This window comes from Micromonospora sp. WMMD987, assembly GCF_029581435.1.
In the GTDB taxonomy this organism is placed as follows: Bacteria; Actinomycetota; Actinomycetes; order Mycobacteriales; family Micromonosporaceae; genus Micromonospora; species Micromonospora rifamycinica.
Genome location: NZ_CP120861.1, coordinates 5,605,495 through 5,627,500, shown reverse-complemented (window position 1 = coordinate 5,627,500; position 22,006 = coordinate 5,605,495). Strand labels below are relative to the sequence as shown.

The window sequence follows — 22,006 nt, the reverse complement described above, 5'->3', positions numbered from 1 at the left end:
CGCCCTGGGTGAGTCGGGACCTAAGGCGAGGCCGAGAGGCGTAGTCGATGGACAACGGGTTGATATTCCCGTACCCGCGAAGGAGCGCCCGTGATGAACCTTGCTGTGCTAACCACCTGAACTTGCTGATGTCTTCGGATTGATGTGGGGGAGGCTGGGAACCTGGTGGGTAGTAGTCAAGCGATGGGGTGACGCAGGAAGGTAGCTGAGCCCGGCCGGTGGTTGTGCCGGGGTAAGCGTGTAGGCCGACATGTAGGCAAATCCGCATGTCATGGGGCTGAGACGTGATGCCGAGCCGATTCAGGTGAAGTCAGTGATCCTATGCTGCCGAGAAAAGCCTCTAGCGAGTTCTGAGCGGCCCGTACCCCAAACCGACACAGGTGGTCAGGTAGAGAATACCGAGGCGATCGGGCGAACTGTGGTTAAGGAACTCGGCAAATTGCCCCCGTAACTTAGGGAGAAGGGGGGCCGGAGACGTGAAGCCCCGTGCGGGTGGAGCGTTGTATGGCCGCAGAGAGCAGGGGGAAGCGACTGTTTACTAAAAACACAGGTCCATGCGAAGAAGTAATTCGATGTATATGGACTGACGCCTGCCCGGTGCTGGAACGTTAAGGGGACCTGTTAGCCCGTAAGGGCGAGGCGGAGAACTTAAGCGCCAGTAAACGGCGGTGGTAACTATAACCATCCTAAGGTAGCGAAATTCCTTGTCGGGTAAGTTCCGACCTGCACGAATGGCGTAACGACTTCCCCACTGTCTCAACCACAGGCCCGGCGAAATTGCAGTACGAGTAAAGATGCTCGTTACGCGCGGCAGGACGGAAAGACCCCGGGACCTTTACTATAGCTTGACATTGGTATCTGAATGGGCTTGTGTAGGATAGGTGGGAGCCGGTGAAACCTGTACGCCAGTATGGGTGGAGGCAATCTTGAAATACCACTCTGGTTGATTTGGGTATCTAACTTCGGACCGTTATCCGGTTCAGGGACAGTGTCTGGTGGGTAGTTTAACTGGGGCGGTTGCCTCCTAAAGGGTAACGGAGGCGCCCAAAGGTTCCCTCAGCCTGGTTGGCAATCAGGTGTTGAGTGCAAGTACACAAGGGAGCTTGACTGTGAGACTGACAGGTCGAGCAGGGACGAAAGTCGGGACTAGTGATCCGGCACTTGCGTGTGGAAGCGGTGTCGCTCAACGGATAAAAGGTACCCCGGGGATAACAGGCTGATCTTCCCCAAGAGTCCATATCGACGGGATGGTTTGGCACCTCGATGTCGGCTCGTCGCATCCTGGGGCTGTAGCAGGTCCCAAGGGTTGGGCTGTTCGCCCATTAAAGCGGTACGCGAGCTGGGTTTAGAACGTCGTGAGACAGTTCGGTCCCTATCCGCCGTGCGCGTAGGATACTTGAGAAGGGCTGTCCCTAGTACGAGAGGACCGGGACGGACGAACCTCTGGTGTGCCAGTTGTCCCGCCAGGGGCACGGCTGGTTAGCTACGTTCGGAAGGGATAACCGCTGAAAGCATCTAAGCGGGAAGCCTGCTTCAAGATGAGGTATCCCACCCCACGTTGTGGGGGTAAGGCCCCCAGCTAGACGACTGGGTTGATAGGCCGGAAATGTAAGCTCGGTAACGGGTTCAGTTGACCGGTACTAATAGGCCGAGGACTTGACTACGAAGCTGCTACGCGTCCACTGTGCAACTCTGAACAAATGATCGGCAACCCCCCACGGTGTGGGTGTGTGTGTTGTTTGATATGTTCATAAGGTTACGGCGGTCATGGCGGAGGGGAAACGCCCGGTTACATTCCGAACCCGGAAGCTAAGCCCTCCAGCGCCGATGGTACTGCACTCGGGAGGGTGTGGGAGAGTAGGACACCGCCGGACAATCTTTCAGTCGAGGGTCGTCTGCTGACAAGCGGACGGCCCTCGACGGCTTTCTATTATGCCCCGCCTCCCTGAACCACGGGGGCGGGGCATTACCGCATTCCCGAACCAGGGATTCCCGAACCGGCTCCCCGGACACGACCCACACGCCTCGAACCGTCCCCTCGGACGGACTGCGCAGAAAGGACAGCGGCCTGCTCGGAGGCAGTCAGCCCCGGGTCTGCACACCGTCGCGGATCTGCCGGAACAGGTCGGCCGACTCGTCGACGGGACGGTTGGCGAACATGCCCATCGCGACACTGCCGTGGTCGGCCCAGCCGCAGATCGTGAAGTCGCCCCCGTCGCCACTGGTCCGGCCGCACTTCATCACGCCGCCGTACCTCCCGGCGGGCACCCCGCGCAGGTCGGTCACCCGGCCGGTCTCGTCGGCCATCAGACCGAAGAGGCTGTCCAGGTCGCGTTCCGGCTGCCAGAGCAGGGTGGTGCCGCCGAAGAACAGCACCGCACGCTTCTCGTCGGCCGGGTCGCGGTACACCGTGCCGATGCTGCGGTCCAGTTCGATGTCGGCGGCGAAGCCGCTGCGCAGGTAGTCGGCGGTGCTGCGGGCCCGGTCCGAGTCGTCGCGGGTGAGTCCGGCCACCCGGTCGGGCGTACCGAGCCGGACGTCCTTCTCCCGGGCGACGCGCCAGCCGGCGGTGCCCAGCGCGGCGGCACCGGCCAGGCCGACCACCAGGGCGACGGTCAGCGCGATCCGTCGACGTCGGGATGCCGGAGCCTTCGACGGTGAGCCGCGTTCCGGGTCGTGGGTGCTCAACCTGATCGGTTCGTCGGTCAGCTCGACCGGCTCCGGCCCCTCGACGAGCTGCCGCTCGGTGAGATGTGCGTCGGACATGTTCGCCACCGTACGCGAATGACCGGTGGTGCACGTCAGGTCCGCAGAAGCGCTCCGTAGACTTTTGCGGGTGACCGAGAGACTGGATGCCCGACGCCCCGACGCCCCGACCCTTGCCGGCCAGTACCAGCCCGGCGAGGTAGAGCAGCGACGGTACGAGCAGTGGGTAGCCGCCGGCCACTTCCGGGCGTCGGCGCAGAGTGACCGGCCCGCCTTCACCATCGTCATCCCCCCGCCGAACGTCACCGGCGTGCTGCACATGGGGCATGCCCTGGACCACACCGTCCAGGACTCGCTGGTGCGTCGCAGGCGCATGCAGGGGTATGAGGCGCTCTGGCTGCCCGGGATGGACCACGCCGGCATCGCCACCCAGAACGTGGTGGAGCGGCAGCTCGCCGGTCAGGGGTTGTCCCGGCACGACCTCGGCCGGGAGAAGTTCGTCGAGCGGGTCTGGCAGTGGAAGGCGGAGTCCGGCGGGGCGATCCTCGGCCAGATGCGCCGCCTCGGCGACTCGGTCGACTGGGACCGCGAACGCTTCACCATGGACGAGGGCCTGTCCCGGGCCGTGCAGACCATGTTCAAGAAGCTCTACGACGAGGGACTGATCTACCGGGCCAACCGGATCATCAACTGGTGCCCGCGCTGCCTGACCGCGCTGTCGGACATCGAGGTGGAGCACACCGAGGACGAGGGCGAGCTGGTCTCGATCCGGTACAGCGACGACGTGGTGGTCGCCACCACCCGGGCCGAGACGATGCTCGGGGACACCGCCGTGGCCGTGCACCCGGACGACGAGCGGTACCGGCACCTGGTCGGCACCGAGGTCGAGGTGCCGCTGACCGGTCGGCGCATCCCGATCGTGGCCGACGAGCACGTCGACCCCGCGTTCGGTACCGGCATGGTCAAGGTCACCCCGGCGCACGACCCGAACGACTTCGAGATCGGCCAGCGGCACGACCTGCCCGCGCTGACGATCATGGACGAGCGGGGCGTCATCACCGCGCCCGGGCCGTTCCAGGGCCTGGACCGGTACGAGGCCCGCCCGGCCATCGTCGCCGCGCTGCGCGAGCAGGGCCGGATCGTGGCCGAGAAGCGGCCGTACCTGCATGCGGTGGGGCACTGCTCGCGGTGCCGTACCACGGTCGAGCCCCGGCTGTCGTTGCAGTGGTTCGTCAACACCGCCCCGCTGGCCAAGGCGGCGGGCGACGCGGTGCGCGACGGCCAGGTCAAGATCGAGCCCGCCGAGCTGGCCAAGCGTTACTTCGCCTGGGTCGACAACATGCACGACTGGTGCATCTCCCGGCAGCTCTGGTGGGGGCACCGCATCCCCGTCTGGTACGGCCCGGCCGGCGAGATCGTCTGCGTCGGCCCGGACGACACGCCCCCGACCGGGGACGGCTGGGTCCAGGACGAGGACGTCCTGGACACCTGGTTCTCCAGCGGCCTGTGGCCGTTCTCCACCCTCGGCTGGCCGGAGCAGACCCCGGACCTGGCGAAGTTCTACCCGACCAGCGTGCTGGTCACCGGCTACGACATCCTGTTCTTCTGGGTCGCCCGGATGATGATGTTCGGCCTGTACGCGATGGACGGTCGGCCGCCGTTCGCCACGGTCGCCCTGCACGGCATGGTGCGCGACCAGCACGGCAAGAAGATGTCGAAGTCGTTCGGCAACGTGGTCGACCCGCTGGACTGGATCGACCGGTACGGCGCCGACGCGACCCGGTTCACCCTGGCCCGGGGCGCGAACCCGGGCGGGGACGTGCCGGTCAGCGAGGAGTGGTGCCAGGGCTCCCGCAACTTCTGCAACAAGCTCTGGAACGCCACCCGGTTCGCGCTGCTCAACGGCGCGCACACCACGGGACCGTTGCCGGCCGCCGACCGGCTCTCGACCGTCGACCGGTGGATCCTGTCCCGGCTGGCGCACGTCACCGCCGAGGTGGACGAGCAGTTCGAGGCGTACGAGTTCGCGAAGGTGTGTGACCTGCTCTACCACTTCGCCTGGGACGACGTCTGCGACTGGTACGTGGAGCTGGGCAAGCCGGTGCTCGCCGCGGGCGGACCGGCCGCCGACGCCACCCGCCGGGTCCTCGGGCACGTACTGGACCAGCTGCTGCGGCTGCTGCACCCGGTCATCCCGTTCGTCACCGAGGAGCTGTGGACCGCGCTGACCGGCGGCGACACCGTCGTGACGGCGGCCTGGCCGGTCGCCGACCGGGCACTGGTGGACGACGCCGCGGAGCGCGAGGTCGGCACCGTCCAGCGGGTGGTGACCGAGATCCGGCGGTTCCGTTCCGACCAGGGCCTGCGGCCGACCCAACGGGTGGCCGCCCGGTTGGACGGGCTGACCGGGGCGGGGATCGCGACGCACGAGCCGCTGATCCGCTCGCTGGTCCGGCTGGACGCCCCGGCGGACGACTTCCAGGCCAGCGCCACCCTCGCCATGCCCGGTGAGGTCAGCGTGGCGCTGGACACCCGGGGGTCGATCGACGTGGCCGCCGAGCGGTCCCGGCTCACCAAGGACCGGGCGGCCGCCGAGAAGGAGGTCGCGCAGGCCCGCGCGAAGCTCGACAACCCGGCGTTCGTCGGCAAGGCGCCGGAACCGGTGGTCGCCAAGATCCGCGACCGGCTGGCGGTGGCCGAGGCCGACCTGGTCCGGATCGACACCGCTCTGGAGGCGCTTCCCTCGTGACCGACCGCACCGACCACACCAGCCGGCCCGGGGCCGGCGAGTTCGCCGCCGTCGACGCCGAGCTGGCCGCGCGCGGGTTCACCCGGATGCACTTCGAGCTGGACCGGATCGAGACGCTGCTCGACCTGCTGGGCAGCCCGCAGCGGGCGTACCCGTCGATCCACCTGACCGGGACCAACGGCAAGACGTCCACGGCCCGGATGATCGACTCGTTGCTGCGGGCCTTCGGCCTGCACACCGGCCGCTACACCAGCCCGCACCTGGAGACCGTCCGGGAGCGGATCAGCCTGGACGGGGAACCGGTCGGCGAGGAACGCTTCGTCGCCACGTACCGCGAGGTGAAGCCGCTGGCCGACCTGGTCGACCAGCGGTCCGCCGAGCCGTTGACCTACTTCGACCTGACCACCGCCCTGGCCTTCGCCACGTTCGCCGACGCGCCGGTCGACGTGGCGGTGGTGGAGGTGGGTCTGGGCGGTGCGGAGGACGCCACCAACGTGCTCCAGGCCGGGGTGGCGGTGCTCACCCCGATCGGGCTGGACCACACCGAGTGGCTCGGCGACACCCTGGAGGACATCGCCCTGCACAAGGCCGGCATCATCCACTCCGGTGCGACGGTGATCGCCGCCGCCCAGGAGGAGGAGGCGGCCCGGCCGATCCTGGAGCGGTGCGCCGAGGTCGGTGCCACCGTCGCCCGGGAGGGCGCGGAGTTCGGGGTGCTGCGCCGGGCGGTCGCCGTCGGTGGCCAGGTGCTGACCATCCAGGGACTCGGCGGGGTGTACGAGGAGGTGTTCGTCCCGCTGCACGGTGCGCACCAGGCGCAGAACGCGGCGGTGGCGCTCGCCGCCGTCGAGGCGTTCCTCGGGGCCGGGGCGAAGCGGCAGCTCGACATCGAGGCGGTCAGGGAGGGCTTCGCCTCGACCAGTTCCCCGGGACGGCTGGAGAAGGTCCGCAACGCCCCCACGGTGCTGCTGGACGGGGCGCACAACCCGCACGGGATGGCCGCCACGGTCACCGCGCTCCAGGAGGAGTTCGCGTTCAGCAAGCTGGTCGGGGTGCTCGCCGTGCTCGGCGACAAGGACGCCGCCGGCCTGGTGGAGCTGCTGGAACCGGTGCTCGACTCGCTCGTGGTCACCCGCAACACCTCGCCCCGGGCGATGCCCGCCGACGAGTTGGCCGAGCTGGCCCGGGAGGTCTTCGGACCGGACCGGGTGCAGGTGGCCGCCGACATGCCGGACGCCATCGAGGCGGCCGTCGCCGAGGCCGAGGCCGACGTCCCCGGGGAGTTGTCCGGGGTGGGGGTGCTGGTCACCGGCTCGGTGGTGACGGTGGCCGACGCCCGACGGCTGCTCAAGCGATGACCGGGCCGGACCCGGCCCGCCCGGGCGACCGGTCGTCCCCGGTCGGGGACGTGCCGACCCGGGACACGCCGCCGGGGGAGGGCCCGCCCGGGGACGGCGAGGCGTCGGGGGGACAGCCCGGACGGCGTTCCGGCCTGCGCAACCCGGAGGGGGCCGTCCGCGGCCTCGGTGCCGGGACGCTCGGGCTGGAGGCGCTGGTCCTGCTGCTGGCCATCCAGCCGATCCGGGTGGTCGGCGGGGACTTCGGCGGGGCGGCGATCGCGGCCACCGTGGCGCTGGCCGTGGCGGCGGTGCTGCTGGCCGGTCTGATGCGCCGCCCCTGGGCCTGGTCGGCGGGCACCGTGCTCCAGGGGCTGCTGCTGCTCGCCGGCCTGCTGCACTGGTCCCTGTTCGGACTCGGCGTGATCTTCGCGCTGGTGTGGGCGTACGCGCTGCACGTACGCCGGGTCATCCTCGGCTGAGCGGGGGTCAGGCGTCGGCGCGTTCCCGCCACTGGGTCAGCGCGATGCCGTGCCCGTCCGGGTCGCGGAACGCGGCGGCCCACACCTCCACCCGGGAACCCCGGTTGACCACCCGGGGCGCGTAGGTGAACCGCAGGCCGGCGTCCTTGAGCCGCCGGTACGCCGCCTCGATGTCGTCCACCTCCAGGTTGACGTGGACCAGCCGGCGGCTCATCGGGGCCGCCCCGGTCACCTCGCGCAGCACCAGTCGGGTCGCCCCGGAGGCGAGCACCGCGTTGCCGGAGCCCCGGTCGAACTCCTCGAAGCCGAGCGTGTCGCGGTAGAACTCCAGGGACCGGGACAGGTCGGTGACCAGCAGGGTCAGCCCGACGCCACTGATCGGCGCGGCCGGATCGTCCCGGTCCTCCTCCCCGTCGTCCGGCGCGGTGGCCGGGTCGTACCCGAAGATCGCCTCGTCGAGTTCCGGGTCGAGCCGGCCCTCGGTGGTGGCGGGCGCGTCGAGGGGCACGTCGACCGGGTCGAGGATCGGCTCGTCGAGCCGCTCCTCGGCGGGCGGGCGGGGGGTGGGCGCGGTGGTGACCGTGGCCCGGCGGGGCAACCCGCCGGTCGCCGGCTGCTCGACCACGGTGCCCTCCAGCACCACCGGACCGCCGGGTCGTTGGTGCACGACCACCGGCTTCCGGTCGTCGGTCAGCATCCCGACGTCGTCGCGCAGCGACTCGGCCCGGGCCGGCTCCGGGCGGGACATCGTCGGCCGCAGCGGGTCGGCCTGCGGCGGGTCGACGAGCGGCGGATCGGCGGGCAGCGGGTCGTCCCGGAACTCGTCCCGGAAGTCGTCGTCGGCCGTCCGCCCCGCCCACGGCGGGGCCTCCTGCTGGATGAGCAGGTCGTCGAGCGGCTCGGCCCCGGCGTACTCGGGCGGCAGGTCGGCCAGGGTCGAGGCGGATTCGGTGTGGGTCGGCACCTCGTCCCAGAGGACCCGGACGTGCCGCTGGTCGTCCAGGGCCACCCGGATCGGCAGGGTCTGCCCCAGCGAGGGCCACTTCGCCACCGGCACCCGGGGTTCGATGATCTTCTTGGACCGGGGCGGCAGGCCCGGCGCGTCGATCACGAGCTGGAGTTCGCAGCGGCCGAAGGCGTACTGGGTGGGCGGCTCGGAGGCGCTGTGCACGTGGCCGACACCGACCACCCAGGTGCGTCCGCCGCCGCGCACGGTGCCCAGGGCTACGGCGAGCACCACCAGGGCCACCCCCAGCGCGACGATGGCCCAGCTGGTCATGCCCAGCCCGAACAGGACGACGAAGGTCGCCACGGTGCCGAGCACCGCGGCGATCAACTTCCGTACCGGCGCGATGGTGCGGTTCCCGCCATTCGCCACAGTGGACCTCCCAGGGGTCAGAGCCAGGCTAGGCCGGTCGGCGACCGAGGGAAAGAGCAGCCGCCGCGTCGGTGCCGGGCCCGGGTCGCTAGGCTGACCGTACCCAGCCGAACCGCCTTGTGCGCACAGGAGGAACCCAGCGTGTCCAGCAGCAGCCCGGATGAGCGCACCCTCGTACTGATCAAGCCCGACGCGGTGCGCCGCGGCCTGGTCGGCGAGATCATCTCCCGCTTCGAGCGGAAGGGCCTGCGGATCGACGCGCTGGAGACCCGGACGCTGGACGGCGGGTTCGCCGACCAGCACTACGCCGAGCACGTGGACAAGCCGTTCTACCCGCCGCTGAAGACGTTCATGACCAGCGGGCCGCTGGTCTCGCTGGTGCTCTCCGGCGACCAGGTGATCGACGTGGTCCGCGCGATGATCGGCAGCACCGACGGCCGCCGGGCCGCCGCCGGCACGATCCGGGGCGACCTGTCGCTGTCCAACCGGGAGAACCTGGTGCACGCCTCGGACTCCGTCGACAGCGCCAAGCGCGAGATCGCGCTCTGGTTCCCCGCCCTGGGCTGACGGTTCGCCGCCCCGGGCCACCCGTCGACGGCGGGTCCGCCCGCGCGGCCCTTGCCGTGTGGCTCGGGGGCGGGCGCTACCGGGTGGGGCGGTCGCCGAACGGGCGGCCCCGGCCGAGGGCGTCGGCGTACCCCCAGCGGCCCCTGATGTCGAGCAGTTCGATCTGACCCAGTTCCTCCGGCATCGCGGCGTCCACGGCGAGGTGGTCCTCGTACGGTTCGAGGCCGAGCAGCGTACGCAGCAGCATCAGGGGTGCCCCGGCCGACGGCGCGTACGGGCTGTCGGTGAAGCCGTGCGGGACGGGGACGTGGGTGATGGCCCGGTCGTAGCCGGTGAGGTACGCCGGCAGCCGGCCCTGGAAGTGCCGGGCGGCGTCGAGCAGCCCGGTGGCGATCCGGGCGGCGTGCGCCCGGAAACCGGTCCGGCGCAGCCCCCAGGCGATCATCGAGTTCTCCCAGGGCCAGACCGCGCCGGTGTGGTGACCGAGCGGGTTGTACTCGGCCGCGGTGCTGGCCAGCGTGCGGATACCCCAGCCGGAGTAGAGCGCCGGGGAGAACAGGTGCGCCACCACCTGCTCGGCGCGGTGGTCGGCCACGATGCCGGTGCAGAGCAGGTGCCCCATGTTGGACGTCAGCGAGTCCAGCGGGGTGCCGTCGCCCTGCAACGCGACCGCGTAGTGGCCGCGCTCGGGCAGCCAGAAGTCCCGGTCGAACCGCTGCCGTAGGGTGGCGGCGTCGCGCTCCAGCCGGTCGGCCCAGGCCGGGTCGGCCCAGAACCGGCGGGCCATCCGGGCGGCCCGTCGGCGGGCCTCGTAGGCGTATCCCTGGATCTCGCAGATCGCCTGCGGGAAGGTGGCCCGACGGCCGTCGTGGAAGCAGATCGCCTCGGCCGAGTTGCGCCAGCTCTCGTTCTGCGGCCCGGTCCGGGTGGGGTGGCGGGCGGACCAGACGTAACCGGTGCCGTCCGGGTCGGCGTCCGTGCCGAGCCAGCGCAGGGCGGCCCGGACCTCGAACTCGAAGCCGCGTACCAGGTCCTCGTCGCCGGTCCAGCGTTCGTACTCGTCGAGCAGGATGACGAAGAGGGCGGTGGTGTCGGCCGCGGTGAAGCTGGCGGCCTCCGGGGTGTCGTTGAACGCGCCGGAGTCGCCGTACCGGCTTTCCTGGAGGATCTTGCCGGGTTGCTCGCCCCGGAACGGGTCCTGCCGGACGCCCTGGCTGAGTGCCAGGATGCGCAACGTGTTGACCGCCCGGTCGGGCATGAAGGGCAGCGCCTGGAAGCTGCTGACCAGGCTCTCCCGCCCGAGCAGGGCCATCGACCAGGGCAGTCCGGTGGCGGGCAGGGCCGCCTGGAAGTTCAGCCCGGGGTAATGCAGCGCGGCCAGGTCCCGGACACCGTACTCGTACGCCTGCTGCAACGGTTTGTGGTCGGCCCGCAGCCGGGGCACCACGGCGGTCCGGGCGGCGATGTCCCGGCCCCGCTGGTGGTGGTCGCGGCCGACCGAGCTGGTCAGCCGTTCCCGCAGGTCGCGGCGGTGCAGGTCACGCAGCAGGGCGAGCACCCGCAGCCGGGTGGACCAGGTGGCGTGGGGCGCCATGGTGAACGTCCAGGTCAGGCCGCCCTCGTCGAACCGGGCCGGCGTGCTGGAGGTGATCACCGTCTCCCGGTGCAGGCCGCCCCGCTTGTAGTGCAGCCGGAGCGTGTCCTCGGCGACGGTGGCGGTCACCGGCCGGGACCGGCGGAAGCCGTCGCGCACCTCCAGCACCTCGGCGAAGTCCGCCGCCACGTCGAGCCGGACGACGTAACGCACCGGTTCCGGCGCGTAGTTGAACAGGGTGATCTCCTCTTCGAACTCCGGACCCACCCAGCGGTGCCGCAGCACGGAGGTGGTGGCGTTGACGTAGTGGGTGGGTTCGCCGGGCACCAGCCCGAACTTCGCCTCGTAGGTGGCGACGTCGTCCACGGAGAGCACCGAGAGGGTTTCGGCGTTGACGGTCAGCCGCCAGGTCGACAGGAACCGGGTGTCGAAGGAGAAGAGCCCGAGCGGGGTGGTCGGCTCGGTCAGCACGTCCCCGTTCTGGGCGCTGATCATGAACAGGTTGCCGGCGAAGACCCTGGTGGTCTCGTGCAGCCCGATGAAGTCGGGGGCGGTGTGCGGGACCAGGTCGGCCGCCCGGTCCGTCCCGGTGCTGTCGGCGGGCACCGGCAGCAGCCGCCGGAAGGTGAACAGCAGGGCGAGGTCGCCGGCGACCGAGACGCTTCCCCGCAGCAGCATCGCCACGAGGTTGTCCCGCCCCGCCAGCAGCCGGGCGAACGCCTCCGGCCGGACCTCCACGGTGCAGTCGGGTCGGTCACCGGTCCGGGTGACCTGTGGCTGACCGGCGGCGAGCCGGACGAACCAGGTGGCCGTCTCCCCGTCCTCGGCGGTGAGGTCGAAGCGGAGCAGCCCGGCGGGGGCGGCGGGTAACCGCCCCCGGCAGTCGGTGGTCAGACCGGCGAAGAACTCGTCGATCAGCCCGTCCACCGGCTGCCCCCGTCCCCCGTCACCCGCACCCGCAAAAAGGTCTAGGCGTGCTAAAAGGAACAATACGCCGCGACAGAACCGGGCGGGCGCGCTTAAGTGGAAGGGACGACCACGCTGCGTAGACCCCGGGGAGGACTCGACGATGGACGGGCAGACGGCCGCCGGGATGCGGTACTGGACGCACGGGCACGGCGGACGCGACACCTTCCTGCTGGTGCACGGCTGGTGCTGCGACCACGACTTCATGACCCCGCTGGCCCGGCACCTGGTCGACCGGCAGGCCAGGGTGATCACCGTCGACATGCCCGGCCACGGGGCCAGCCCGCCCCCCGCCGACGGCTACGGCGTGCCCGGGATGGCGGGTCACCTGCGGGCCTTCGCCCGCGCGCTGGACCTGCGCCGGATCTTCGTGATCGGGCACAGCCTGGGCGGCGTCTGGTCGCTGGTGGCCGCCGCCGGCGACCGGGAGCGGTTCACCGGGCTGGGGCTGCTCGACTCCGCGGTGGCCGGGCCACCCGGCGCCGCCGCCGCGATCGCCCAGGTGGCGGCCTCGCTACGGGACGACACCTCGGGCGCGGTCCGGGAGTCGATCGTCCGGTCGTACTTCCCGCCCTACTCCGACCCGCGCCTGGTGGAGCGGGTGGTGGCGGCCACGGCCCGACCTTCCACCGAGGTGGCGTACGCGCCGATCGCCGGCCTGGCCGACTGGATCGCCGCCGAGGGGGACAGGGACGCCCTGCACCGCTGGGACCGCCCGCTGCTCTTCGTGGGCAGCGACGCCCCGTTCGCCGACTACGCCCGGCTGGCGCAGCTCGCGCCGCAGGTGTTCATCGGGCAGACCGTGGGCTCCGGGCACTTCGTACAGCTCCAGGTGCCGGCCCAGGTCGACACGATGCTCGACCGCTACCTGGAGGTCACCGGCCGACCGGCCGGGCCGGCGTGACCGCACCGGCGGTTACTCGGCGGCGGCGGCCCGCACCGGTCGAGTATCCTTGCCCGTACAGGCGACGACCCGGCCATCACCGGTGAGCCTCCGGAAGAAACGGTGGCGACACCCGAGTAGAACCGGACGGGGCGGCCCGTCACAGCCGGCCAACGAGCGGGCGGTCGATCCTGACCGTCAAGCGGGGTGGTACCGCGGGCCCGGCCCGGCGCGCTGACGACGGCGTACCGGATCAGGCTCGTCCTCGCAGACCACGACTGAGTGAGCTGCCAGAGGAGAGCGACCCCCGATGGGCTATCCGTTGCACGACCCGACCGCCGCCGGCGTCCCGGCGAGCCCGGACCTGCCCGCGGTCGAACGCCGCGTCCTGGAGCACTGGACCACCGACCGGACCTTCGAGGCCTCGGTGACGGCCCGGCCGGCCGGCGACGACGGCAAGAACGAGTACGTCTTCTACGACGGCCCGCCGTTCGCCAACGGCCTGCCGCACTACGGCCACCTGTTCACCGGGTACGTCAAGGACGTGGTGCCGCGCTACCAGACCATGCGCGGCCGGCACGTCGAGCGGCGCTTCGGCTGGGACTGCCACGGCCTGCCCGCCGAGGTGGTGGCCGAGAAGCAGCTCGGCATCACCAGCAAGGCGGAGATCCTCGACCTCGGGGTGGCCCGGTTCAACGAGGCGTGCCGCTCCTCGGTGCTGGAGTTCACCCAGGACTGGGAGCGGTACGTCACCCGGCAGGCCCGCTGGGTCGACTTCACCAACGACTACAAGACCCTCGACCTGGACTACATGGAAAGCGTCATGTGGGCCTTCAAGACCCTGCACGACAAGGGCCTGGTCTACGAGGGCTTCCGGGTGCTGGCGTACTGCTGGCGGTGCGAGACGCCGCTGTCGAACACCGAGACCCGGATGGACGACGTCTACCGCGACCGGCACGACCCGACGCTTACCGTGTGGTTCGAGCTGACCCCGGACGAGCGGGCCCCGGAGTTGGTCCGGGGGCCGGTCAGGCTGGGCGTCTGGACCACCACGCCGTGGACCCTGCCGTCCAACCTCGCGCTCGCCGTCGGCCCGGACATCAGGTATGCGGTGCTGGAGCGCGACGGCCAGCGGTACGTGGTCGGGGAGTCCCGGCTCGGGGCGTACGCCAAGGAGTTGGAGGGGTACGAGCAGGTCGGCTGGGTGACCGGAAAGGCCCTGGTCGGACGCCGTTACACCCCGCTCTACGACTTCCTCGTCGAGCAGGCCGGCCCGAACGCCTACCAGGTGCTCGGCGCGGAGTTCGTCACCACCGAGGACGGCACCGGGATCGTGCACCTCGCCCCGGCGTTCGGCGAGGACGACCAGAACGTCTGCAACGCCGCCGGCATCCCCACCGTCGTCACCGTCGACGACCACACCCGGTTCACCGCGCTGGTCCCGCCGTACCAGGGCGAGCAGGTCTTCGACGTCAACAAGCCGGTGATCCGGGAGCTCAAGGAGCGGGGGGTGGTGCTGCGGCAGGACACCTACACCCACTCGTACCCGCACTGCTGGCGCTGCGACACCCCGCTGGTCTACAAGGCCGTGTCGTCGTGGTTCGTCGCGGTGACGCAGTTCAAGGACCGGATGGTCGAGCTGAACCAGCAGATCAACTGGACGCCCGGCCACATCAAGGACGGCTCGTTCGGCAAGTGGCTGGCCAACGCCCGCGACTGGTCGATCAGCCGCAACCGGTTCTGGGGCTCGCCGATCCCGGTGTGGAAGTCCGACGACCCGAACCACCCCCGGGTCGACGTCTACGGTTCGCTGGCCGACATCGAGCGGGACTTCGGGGTACGCCTGACCGACCTGCACCGGCCGGCGGTGGACGACCTGACCCGCCCCAACCCGGACGACCCGACCGGGCGCTCGACGATGCGCCGGGTGCCGGAGGTGCTGGACTGCTGGTTCGAGTCCGGGTCGATGCCGTTCGCCCAGGTGCACTACCCGTTCGAGAACGCGGACTGGTTCGAGCACCACTACCCGGGCGACTTCATCGTCGAGTACATCGGGCAGACCCGGGGCTGGTTCTACACCATGCACGTGCTGGCCACCGCGCTGTTCGACCGGCCGGCGTTCCGCAACTGCCTCAGCCACGGCATCCTGCTCGGCTCCGACGGGCGCAAGATGTCCAAGAGCCTGCGCAACTACCCCGACGTCTACCACGTCTTCGACGCGTACGGCTCGGACGCGATGCGCTGGATGCTGATGTCCTCGCCGGTGCTGCGCGGCGGCGACATGGCGGTCACCGAGCCGGCGATCCGTGACGCCGTACGCCAGGTGCTGCTGCCGCTGTGGAACGTCTGGTACTTCTTCTCGCTCTACGCCAACGCCGACGGCTACCGGGCGAAGCGGAGGACCGACGCCGCGCTGTCCGGTGGCGGCGATGCCGCGTTGTCCGGTGGCGGCGATGCCGCCGGCAACCTGCTCGACCGGTACGTGCTGGCCAAGACCCGGGAACTGGTGGAGACCGTCGGCGCGCAGATGGACGCGTACGACATCTCCGGGGCCTGCGCCACCGTCCGGTCCTACCTCGACGCGCTGACCAACTGGTACGTGCGCCGCTCGCGGGACCGGTTCTGGGCCGGCGACGCCGACGCGTTCGACACCCTGTGGACGGTGCTGGAGACGCTCTGCCGGGTGGTGGCGCCGCTGGCCCCGCTGACCGCCGAGGAGATCTGGCGCGGGCTGACCGGCGAACGGTCGGTGCACCTGACCGACTGGCCGTCGGCGCAGGACCTCCCCGCCGACCACGACCTGGTCGCCGCGATGGACGCCACCCGGGACGTCTGCTCGGCGGCGCTGTCGCTGCGCAAGGCCAAGGGGCTGCGGGTCCGGCTGCCGCTGCCGAAGCTGACCGTGGCCTCGCCGGTCGCCGACCAGCTCCGGCCCTTCGCCGACCTGGTCGCCGACGAGGTCAACGTCAAGGCGGTGGAGTTCTCCGGGCAGGTCGCCGACTACTGCCAGCAGGTGCTGACCGTGGTACCCCGGGCACTCGGCCCCCGGGTCGGCAAGCAGGTGCAGCAGGTGATCAGGGCGGTCAAGGCGGGGGAGTGGGAGCTGGTCGACGGCGCCCCCGTCGCCGCCGGGGTCACCCTCGCCGAGGGCGAGTACGAACTGCGCCTGATCGCCGCCGACGCCGAGCACAGCGCACCGCTGCCCGGCGGCGAGGGGGTCGTCGTGCTCGACACCGGGGTCACCCCGGAGCTGGCCGCCGAGGGACTGGCCCGGGACGTGGTCCGGGTCGTGCAGCAGGCCCGCCGGGACGCCGACCTGGACATCTCGGACCGGATCGCGCTGTCGGTGGCGGCCTCCGGGGAGGTCCGGGCGGCGGTGTCGGCGTACACCGGATTCGTCGCCCGGGAGGTGCTCGCGGACACGGTGGACTTCGTCGACGACCTGACCGGCTTCACCGGCGAGGTCGGCGACGGCGAGCCGGTGACGGTGCGCGTCCGACCGGTCTGAACGGTGCGGGGAGGACCCCGGGCCCGCGCCGACCCGGCGGGCGCGGGGTCCTCGCCGACATCCGGAATCCAGTGGGCGGACGCGCGTGCACCCGTTGGGTCGCACGGGCGTCCGTCCGCTACCGTGACACCGCCTGTTCACCGTACGACCGCCGGAGGACCCGTGCCGCTGCTCTACACCATCGGCAAACTCACCGTGGGACCTGCGATCCGGCTGGCCTTCCGCCCGGTCGTGGAGGGTCTGGAGCACGTCCCGGCCAGCGGCGGCGCGATCTTCGCGGGCAACCACCTCTCCGTCGCCGACGAGCTGCTGCTCGGCACTGTCGTCCCCCGGCACCTCGCCTTCTGGGCCAAGTCGGAGTACTTCACCGGCACCGGTCCGAAGGGCACCCTGTCCAGGGTCGTGCTCACCGGCCTGGGGGCCATCCCGGTCGAGCGGTCCGGCGGGCGGGCCGCGCTGTCCGCGTTCGACGCCGCCATCCCGGCCCTGCGCGCCGGTGACCTGGTTGCCGTCTATCCCGAGGGCACCCGGTCGCCCGACGGGCGGCTCTACCGGGGACGGACCGGCACCGCCCGGTTGGCGGTGGCGGCCGGCGTGCCGGTGATCCCGGTGGGGGTGACCGGTACCGACAAGGCCCAGCCGATCGGCACCCGGATCCCCCGCCCCGGCCGGGCGAAGATCGTCATCCGGTTCGGCAAGCCGCTCGACTTCACCGGCCGCTCCGACGACCGCACCTCGCTGCGGGAGATGACCGACGAGCTGATGGCCGAGATCCAGAAGCTCACCGGTCAGGAGTACGTCCCCCGGTACGCCCCCCGCCGGGCCGAGCCGACCGCGGGCGGGACGCCGGCCTGACCGGCGCACCACCCGCCATGCCGGCGTGATCGCCGCACCACCCGCCGTGCCGGCAGGTGGCGACGTCGCGCTCAGCCCTGCTTCGGGGTGACGATCTGGGCGCGCATCGTGGCGAGCAGCCGGGCGCTGTCGTCCACCGAGAGCCGGGTGAAGACCCCGGTCGCGCTGCTGCCGTGGTCGACCGAGGTGCAGACCACCACGTCGGTGCCGTCGGAGGACCCGGTCGCGCAGCGGTCGTACCGACCCCGCACCCCGCTGTCCACCGGCTGCGGCGTGCCCAGTCGGAAGGTGTCGGTCAGTCGCACCATCGCGTCGTCCGCGTCAGACTCCGGCCTGAGCCGGAAACCGGTGTCACCGAAGACGATCACCCGTTTGCCGTCGGAGGTGCCGTAGACCCCGGCATATACGTCCTCGGCCAGCAGGTTCGCCTTGCGTACCTCGGTCTTGAGCTTCTCGACCTCGGTGCCCGAGTCTGTCCGCAGGGTCAGGTCGGCCACCTGGGCGGGCAGGGCGGCGTCGGCCGGGTACTGCTCCCAGGCCGGCCTGCCGAACCAGGCGGGGCAGCCGCAGCAGCAGGCCAGGCTCAGCAGCAGCACCCACGGCCAGCGTCGACGCTTGCGACGGGCGTAACCCTTGGGGGGTCTACCGGGGTTCGGTGGTGGTGGCGCGACGGGCTCCGGCCGGCCGCGACGCTGCTTCGGCGGCCGGGACGGCGCGGCCGGCGGTGGTGCCGGGCGGGCCACCGGGGGCGGCGGTAGAGCCGGACGGGCCGCCGGAGGCGGTGCCGGGCGGGCCACCGGGGGCGGCGGTGGCGGTGCCGGGCGGGCGGCCGGGACCGGGTGGGCCTGCGGTGGTGGGGACACCGGCCGCGCGGTGGGCACCGGCGCGATCGGGTACGGCCGGGTCGGCGAGGGCGTCGCCGGAGCAGGTGACACCGCCGGTGGGTAGGGCGGGGTCGGGGTGTGCTGGTGGGCCGGGGCCGACCGGTGCTGGGCCGGCGGGGTCGGGGTGTGCTGGTGCGGCGGGGCCGGGTCGGCGGCGGACGGGTAGGGGCGGGTCGGCGGTGACGCCGGGTGGGGCGTCGGCGGTGGCAGCAGGGCCAGCTCGGGGTGGTGCAGGTCCCAGCCGCCGGTGTCCGCCCCCGCCCACGGGTCCACCGGGGTGCGGTGTTCGGGCAGCTCGGGCGACGGGGGCGGCGGTGGCGGGGGTGGCGGTGCCGGGGTGAACTCGACCGACTCACCCCACCCCGGGCGGCGTGGCGGTGGTGCGGGCACGGCGGCGGAGCCGCTCCACCGGGGGACGACCGGCTCCTCCAGCGTCCGGTCGGGCCGCTGCTCCAGGCGGGTGGCGTCAGGGCGGGTTTCGATCCGGGTGGCGTCGGGGCGCTGCTCCAGCCGGGTGGCGTCGAGGCGCTGTGCCGGACGGATCGGGTCGGGCTGAGCGGGTGTCGGCGGCTCAGGTGGTGCGCCCCGGGCCGGAACGGCGGCCGACCCCCGGGCCGGGGTGACCGGACCGGGTGCCACCCCCCGCACCGGGCGGACCGGCTCCACCGGATGCCCCGGGCTGACCGGACCGACGGGCTCCACCGGGTGGTTCGGCGTGGCCGGATCGGCCGACTGGTGGCCCGGGGCGGCCGGATCGACCTGCTCCACCGGGTGACCCGGTGTGACCGGATCGGTCGACTGGTGGCCCGGTGTGACCGCATCGACCTGCTCCACCGGATGGTTCGGCGTGGCCGCATCGACCTGCTCCACCGGGTGGTTCGGCGTGGCCGCATCGACCTGCTCCACCGGGTGGTTCGGCGTGGCCGCATCGACCTGCTCCACCGGGTGGTTCGGCGTGGCCCCATCGAGCTGCTCCACCGGGTGGCCCGGGTCGACCTGCTCCACCGGGTGGCCCGGATCGGTCGGATCCGGTGGGTCGGCCTGTTCCGGCTGACGGGACGGCTCCGGAGAGCCGGTCGGCTCGTCGCCGCTGGCCTGCGTCGGGTCGTCGGGGCTGGCCTGCTCCGGGTCGGGGGCGCTGCCGGCCGGCTCCGGTGGGCGGGGCAGCTCGGCGGACCGGGCCTGCTCCGGTGCGCTGGTGGACCCGGCGTAGCCGGCATGTTCCGCTGGGCGGGGCGGCTCGGCGGAGCCGGTCTGTTCCGGCGGGCTGGTGGGCTCGGTGGGGCTGGCCTGTTCCGACGGGATGGTGGGCTCCGGCGTCGTGGTGGGCTCCGGCGCGGGGGCGAGCCGGGGCGGGGTGGCGGAGTCGACGACGGCGCCGGCACCGGCGGTGCCGCCCGACGGATACTCGGGGCCGGCGGTGCCGCCCGGGGGCACCGGAGCGGACGTGTCGTCCGGCGCGGCGGTGTCGGCGGGATCGCCGGGTGGCGGTACGGGGAGGTCGGCCCCGGTGGTGACCACCGGATTCTGCTGCCGACCCGGGACCGGGTCACCCCCGTCGGCCGGCCGGTCTGCTCCCGGCTGCGGCTCCGGCATCGCGGCAATCTCCTCTCGCACCGGTTGCGAGGTTAGTACCGGGGCGCCACCTCGACCAATCGGCGGCCCGGCGCCCGCCCACCCCCGGCCCCGGAAGGCCCCGAACGCGTCACCCTGGGCCGCGGAAGGCCCCGCCCACCCCCGGCCCCGGAAGGCCCCGAACGCGTCACCCTGGGCCGCGGAAGGCCCCGCCCACCCCCGGCCCCGGAAGGCCCCGAACGCGTCACCCGTCGCCCCGCAGCCACCTGACTCCCGTGGGCCGCCGGAGGAACACATGATCGTCTACGCGTGGCCGACCCGACACGCCGGACATTGTGCCGCTGGAGCGTAGGTGATCATGAGTGCCCCCGTGCCGCGCCCGGGGGGAAGTAGAGAGCGGGGGAGGTCGGCGGTGCGGCGAGCCGTCCGACGGTGGACGCGTACCCTTGGGCTCCATGAGTGTTCCGTCCACCACGCCGCGCCCCGCCGCGGCCACCACCGACGACGCGGTGGGTCTGTCGCCGCACCACGACTCGGAGCTGTCGGTCTGGCCCCGGCTGGAGGCGCTGCTGCCCCAGGTGACCAAACCCATCCAGTACGTCGGTGGCGAGCTGGGCGCGGTGGCCAAGGACTGGGACGCGGCGACCGTACGGTGGGCGCTGATGTACCCCGACGCGTACGAGGTGGGCCTGCCCAACCAGGGTGTGCAGATCCTCTACGAGGTGCTCAACGAGCTGCCCGACGTGCTGGCCGAGCGGACGTACGCGGTCTGGCCGGACCTGGAAGCGCTGATGCGTGCCCACGGGGTGCCGCAGTTCACCGTCGACGCGCACCGCTCGGTGCGCCGCTTCGACGTGTTCGGGGTCTCGTTCTCCACCGAGCTGGGTTACACCAACCTGCTCACCGCGATCGACCTCGCCGGCATCCCGATGCGCGCCGCCGACCGTACCGACGCCGACCCGGTGATCGTGGCCGGCGGGCACGCCGCGTTCAACCCGGAGCCGATCGCCGACTTCATCGACGCCGCCGTGCTCGGCGACGGCGAGGAGGCGGTCCTGGAGATCACCGCGATCGTCCGGGAGTGGAAGGCGGAGGGCCGCCCGGGCGGCCGGGACGAGCTGCTGCTGCGGCTGGCCCGCACCGAGAGCGTCTACGTGCCGCGCTTCTACGACGTGGACTACCTGCCCGACGGCCGGATCCAGCGGGTCGTGCCGAACCGCCCGGACGTGCCGTTCCGGGTGCACAAGCGCACCACCATGGATCTGGACGCCTGGCCGTACCCGAAGAAGCCGCTGGTGCCGCTGGCCGAGACGGTGCACGAGCGGTACGCGGTGGAGATCTTCCGGGGCTGCACCCGGGGCTGCCGGTTCTGCCAGGCCGGCATGATCACCCGACCGGTGCGGGAGCGGTCGATCACCACGGTGGGGCAGATGGTCCAGCAGGGCCTGGAGTTCTCCGGCTTCCACGAGGTGGGCCTGCTGTCCCTGTCGTCGGCCGACCACTCCGAGATCGGCGACATGTGCTCCGGCCTGGCCGAGCAGTACACCGGCACCAACGTCTCGCTGTCGCTGCCGTCGACCCGGGTGGACGCGTTCAACATCGAGCTGGCGCAGGAGCTGTCCCGCAACGGCCGGCGGACCGGGCTGACCTTCGCCCCGGAGGGCGGATCGGAGCGGATCCGCAAGGTCATCAACAAGATGGTGTCGAAGGAAGACCTGATCCGCACGGTGGTCACCGCGTACACCAACGGCTGGCGGCAGGTGAAGCTGTACTTCATGTGCGGCCTCCCCACCGAGACCGACGCCGACGTCCTCGAGATCGCCGACATGGCGCACGAGGTGATCCGGGCCGGTCGGGCGGCCACCGGCTCCAAGGACATCCGGTGCACCGTCTCGATCGGCGGTTTCGTGCCGAAGCCGCACACCCCGTTCCAGTGGGCGTCGATGTCCCCGCCGGAGGTCATCGACCACCGGCTCAGGCTGCTCAAGCAGGCGATCAACGCGGACCGCTCGCTCGGCCGGGCGATCGGCTACCGCTACCACGACGGCGAGCCGTCGCTGATCGAGGGCCTGCTCAGCCGGGGTGACCGCCGGGTCGGCGCGGTGATCCACGAGGTGTGGCGCGACGGTGGCCGGTTCGACGGTTGGAGCGAGCACTTCTCGTACCGGCGCTGGGTGGACGCCGCCGCCCGGGTGCTCCCGGGCTTCGGTGTCGACCTGGACTGGTACACCACCCGCGAGCGCGACGAGCTGGAGGTGCTGCCCTGGGACCACCTCGACTCGGGCCTGGACAAGGACTGGCTCTGGCAGGACTGGCAGGACTCGCTGAGCGAGTACGAGCAGGACGACTGCCGGTGGACCCCGTGCTTCGACTGCGGCGTCTGCCCGTCGATGGACACCGAGATCCAGATCGGTCCCACCGGTCGCAAGCTCCTGCCGCTGACCCCGGTCACCGCGTTGAAGGTGCCCACCGGCGCCCAGCAGTGAGCGTCGCCGGGGCGGGTCGGCGTGCCGCCCGCCCCG

At 71.7% G+C, this 22,006-nt stretch carries 12 protein-coding genes and 2 rRNA genes (1 of these 14 cut by a window edge); 10 read left to right on the top strand and 4 right to left on the bottom strand.

Translation table 11 applies throughout. The annotated features are described in order from the left end of the window. Both O7612_RS23700 and rrf read left to right on the top strand, forming a co-directional pair. Positions 1-1,664 (top strand): 23S ribosomal RNA (locus tag O7612_RS23700); it begins 1,446 nt to the left of the window's first position. A 93-nt stretch (positions 1,665-1,757) separates the two neighbouring features. Next, a 5S ribosomal RNA gene (gene rrf, locus O7612_RS23695) occupies positions 1,758-1,874 on the top strand. A gap of 208 nt (positions 1,875-2,082) precedes the next feature. On the opposite strand, the gene O7612_RS23690 is transcribed toward rrf, so the two are convergent. Next, positions 2,083-2,766 carry a hypothetical protein gene (locus O7612_RS23690; RefSeq protein ID WP_282267457.1) on the bottom strand — a complete coding sequence of 228 codons (684 nt, stop codon included), beginning with the start codon at positions 2,764-2,766 and terminating at the stop codon, positions 2,083-2,085. A gap of 70 nt (positions 2,767-2,836) precedes the next feature. On the opposite strand from O7612_RS23690, the gene O7612_RS23685 reads away from it, so the two are divergent. The 3 genes from O7612_RS23685 to O7612_RS23675 all read left to right on the top strand — a co-directional run bounded on the left by O7612_RS23685 (position 2,837) and on the right by O7612_RS23675 (position 7,274). Continuing rightward, positions 2,837-5,455, top strand: coding sequence for a valine--tRNA ligase (locus O7612_RS23685; protein WP_282267456.1), 2,619 nt, complete (start codon positions 2,837-2,839; stop codon positions 5,453-5,455). Between the two features lie 86 nt (positions 5,456-5,541). Continuing rightward, positions 5,542-6,813, top strand: coding sequence for a folylpolyglutamate synthase/dihydrofolate synthase family protein (locus tag O7612_RS23680; protein WP_282274020.1), 1,272 nt, complete (start codon positions 5,542-5,544; stop codon positions 6,811-6,813). Beyond that, entirely contained in the window at positions 6,810-7,274 is a 465-nt protein-coding gene (locus tag O7612_RS23675; protein WP_282267454.1) for a DUF4233 domain-containing protein, read from the top strand. Before O7612_RS23680 ends, O7612_RS23675 begins: the two co-directional genes overlap by 4 nt. 7 nt (positions 7,275-7,281) lie before the next feature. Here the strand turns inward: O7612_RS23675 and O7612_RS23670 are convergent, their stop codons facing one another. Beyond that, positions 7,282-8,652, bottom strand: a complete 1,371-nt coding sequence (locus O7612_RS23670) for a VOC family protein (RefSeq protein ID WP_282267452.1) — start codon at positions 8,650-8,652, stop codon at positions 7,282-7,284. Positions 8,653-8,793: 141 nt separating this feature from the next. Between O7612_RS23670 and ndk the strand changes: the two genes are divergently transcribed. After that, positions 8,794-9,219, top strand: a complete 426-nt coding sequence (ndk, locus tag O7612_RS23665; RefSeq protein ID WP_282267450.1) for a nucleoside-diphosphate kinase — start codon at positions 8,794-8,796, stop codon at positions 9,217-9,219. 76 nt (positions 9,220-9,295) lie between these two features. On the opposite strand, the gene O7612_RS23660 is transcribed toward ndk, so the two are convergent. Further along, positions 9,296-11,740, bottom strand: a complete 2,445-nt coding sequence (locus O7612_RS23660) for a glycogen debranching N-terminal domain-containing protein (RefSeq protein ID WP_282267448.1) — start codon at positions 11,738-11,740, stop codon at positions 9,296-9,298. A gap of 142 nt (positions 11,741-11,882) precedes the next feature. On the opposite strand from O7612_RS23660, the gene O7612_RS23655 reads away from it, so the two are divergent. The 3 genes from O7612_RS23655 to O7612_RS23645 all read left to right on the top strand — a co-directional run bounded on the left by O7612_RS23655 (position 11,883) and on the right by O7612_RS23645 (position 17,025). Further along, on the top strand, positions 11,883-12,683 hold the full coding sequence (locus O7612_RS23655; RefSeq protein ID WP_282267446.1) for an alpha/beta fold hydrolase: 801 nt from the start codon (positions 11,883-11,885) through the stop codon (positions 12,681-12,683). Between the two features lie 289 nt (positions 12,684-12,972). Then, positions 12,973-16,170 (top strand): isoleucine--tRNA ligase, encoded by a 3,198-nt coding sequence (ileS, locus tag O7612_RS23650; RefSeq protein ID WP_282267445.1) that lies wholly within the window; start codon positions 12,973-12,975, stop codon positions 16,168-16,170. 162 nt (positions 16,171-16,332) lie between these two features. Next, a complete protein-coding gene (locus O7612_RS23645; RefSeq protein WP_282267443.1) occupies positions 16,333-17,025 on the top strand; it encodes a lysophospholipid acyltransferase family protein in 693 nt (230 codons plus the stop codon). Positions 17,026-17,096: 71 nt separating this feature from the next. Here the strand turns inward: O7612_RS23645 and O7612_RS23640 are convergent, their stop codons facing one another. After that, positions 17,097-19,526, bottom strand: a complete 2,430-nt coding sequence (locus O7612_RS23640; protein ID WP_282267441.1) for a hypothetical protein — start codon at positions 19,524-19,526, stop codon at positions 17,097-17,099. Positions 19,527-19,939: 413 nt separating this feature from the next. Between O7612_RS23640 and O7612_RS23635 the strand changes: the two genes are divergently transcribed. Next, entirely contained in the window at positions 19,940-21,970 is a 2,031-nt protein-coding gene (locus O7612_RS23635; protein ID WP_282267439.1) for a TIGR03960 family B12-binding radical SAM protein, read from the top strand. The last annotated feature ends 36 nt before the right edge of the window (positions 21,971-22,006 follow it).

Excerpts from the sequence above, each read along its gene's own strand:
- O7612_RS23690 (WP_282267457.1), bottom strand. The coding sequence starts at position 2,766 with ATGTCCGACGCACATCTCACCGAGCGGCAGCTCGTCGAGGGGCCGGAG.
- O7612_RS23680 (WP_282274020.1), top strand. The coding sequence starts at position 5,542 with ATGCACTTCGAGCTGGACCGGATCGAGACGCTGCTCGACCTGCTGGGC.
- O7612_RS23675 (WP_282267454.1), top strand. The coding sequence starts at position 6,810 with ATGACCGGGCCGGACCCGGCCCGCCCGGGCGACCGGTCGTCCCCGGTC.
- O7612_RS23655 (WP_282267446.1), top strand. The coding sequence starts at position 11,883 with ATGGACGGGCAGACGGCCGCCGGGATGCGGTACTGGACGCACGGGCAC.
- ileS (WP_282267445.1), top strand. The coding sequence starts at position 12,973 with ATGGGCTATCCGTTGCACGACCCGACCGCCGCCGGCGTCCCGGCGAGC.
- O7612_RS23635 (WP_282267439.1), top strand. The coding sequence starts at position 19,940 with ATGAGTGTTCCGTCCACCACGCCGCGCCCCGCCGCGGCCACCACCGAC.